Annotated in this window: 2 protein-coding genes; both read left to right on the top strand. The window is 28.2% G+C overall.

From position 1 onward, the window contains the following. The first annotated feature begins 556 nt into the window (after nt 1-556). Nucleotides 557-886, top strand: a complete 330-nt coding sequence (locus CBF36_RS12105) for a winged helix-turn-helix transcriptional regulator (RefSeq protein WP_086952659.1) — start codon at nt 557-559, stop codon at nt 884-886. Nucleotides 887-979: 93 nt separating this feature from the next. After that, a complete protein-coding gene (locus tag CBF36_RS12100) occupies nt 980-1,603 on the top strand; it encodes a 3-keto-alpha-glucoside-1,2-lyase-like domain-containing protein (RefSeq protein ID WP_125958611.1) in 624 nt (207 codons plus the stop codon). Nucleotides 1,604-1,724 lie beyond the last annotated feature (121 nt).

The following is a 1,724-nucleotide window of genomic DNA, read 5'->3' as shown; positions in this document are numbered from 1 at the left end:
CTGTAGTAAAATTAGTCATGAGAAAGTCCTCCTATAAAATTTCGGTTGTGGTAACTTTAATTTTACAGAATGGACTTTCTTTTTATCTACCTAAAATTTCTATTTACACAAAATATTTTACGCTATCATACAGATAGTGAGAATGATTTTATAAGCTCTTGAACGTATTATTAGGGTGTGTGATAATTATATATAAGTTAGGGTTCATTTTATGGTCGTTTATGTTGAGACCTGGTAAACATTCAAAAATCTACTAATGAATCAGAAAAAACATTTAATTAAATAACTAATTAGTGACATTTATTTTTAAAAAAATCACAATCTATTTAAAAATGAAAAAGTGATTAAATCAATGTTCTAATTAACATTTTTAACTAGACCAATTTCAAATCACAAAGTTAGTCATTTTAAGCACGTGGTCAGTGCTAGTTGTTTTAATAGGCATTATGTTAACTATTTTTTAGCAATTTAAAGTGTGATTAACATAATGAGACATTATACCGAGTTGCTTTTGATGTTATAATTAAAACAATAACTTTTATTTAGGAGTATTGATATGGAGAAAAATACACATGAGAATTGCCCTGTAGCGACTACCTTAAATTTACTAAGTAATAAGTGGAAAATACTGATTATTCGAGAACTTTTAGATACGACTAAAAGGTATGGAGAGCTTAAAAGAAATATTCAAGGTGTTAGTGAAAAGATGTTAAGTCAAAGTCTTAAAGAAATGGAACAAGACAAATTGATAAAGAGAACCGTTTATGCTGAAGTTCCCCCAAAAGTCGAATATTCTTTATCAGAAATTGGAGACACTCTACGTCCTATTATAAATTCAATGAAGTTATGGGGAGTAGAATATCAAGAAAAAATATCTCAAAACTAACCAAAAAGTAAGTAGCTAACTAAAAAGTGGCTACTTACTATTTTTTTGTAGTCTGCTTATAATGGCTTTAATAAATATTTGGAGGTAATTTCCATGAGAGAAAGTAATTTAACCGTTATTGGTCATAAGTTTGTATCAAATGATGTTTTTATGTCAGCAGAGAAGTTAGATAATCAAGAAGTTTTAAAAGTAATTAAAGATCCTGTTATTGACAAAGAAGATGAACCAACTTTTGCAAAATTAATAGACTGTGAGTTTCATAATGGAATAATTGAAGTAGATGTTTATAGCAAACTATTAAGTAATGCACCAGAATATGCTCGTGGTTTTATTGGTATAACTTTCAGAATTGATGAAAGCAATGATACTTTTGAAGGGATTTATGTTAGACCTACAAATGGTTCTGCCCCAGTTCAACTAAGAAGAAATAGAGCAACTCAATATTTTTCTTATCCGGATTATAAATATGACAGATTAAGAGAAGAAGCACCTGGAGAATATGAATCCTATGTAAGTATTGATATTGATGAGTGGATTCATATGAAAATTGAAGTTATTGATGATAAAGCAAAATTATTTATTAATAATACTAAAGAACCTTGCTTAATTGTTAATGACCTCAAACATGGGAAAAATAAAAAAGGTAGTATAGGGCTATGGACAGACATCGGAACCAAAGGATATTTTAAAAATTTAAGGATAAACACTACTACCTGAATAATTCATATCTTTAATTCTTTGGCACATTTTATTGAAATATGTATCACTAATATCCCTATCAACTGATTTTGACTAAAAAGTTACTTCAAACATTCACTGTTCAAAAATATTGAGGAAT

Origin of the sequence: Vagococcus bubulae, from assembly GCF_003950315.1 — a bacterium.
In the GTDB taxonomy this organism is placed as follows: Bacteria; Bacillota; Bacilli; order Lactobacillales; family Vagococcaceae; genus Vagococcus; species Vagococcus bubulae.
Note: the sequence above shows the minus strand (reverse complement) of the source record. Positions and strands in the feature narration are given on the sequence as shown.

Coding starts and splice junctions, on each gene's coding strand:
- CBF36_RS12105 (WP_086952659.1), top strand. CDS start 557: ATGGAGAAAAATACACATGAGAATTGCCCTGTAGCGACTACCTTAAAT.
- CBF36_RS12100 (WP_125958611.1), top strand. CDS start 980: ATGAGAGAAAGTAATTTAACCGTTATTGGTCATAAGTTTGTATCAAAT.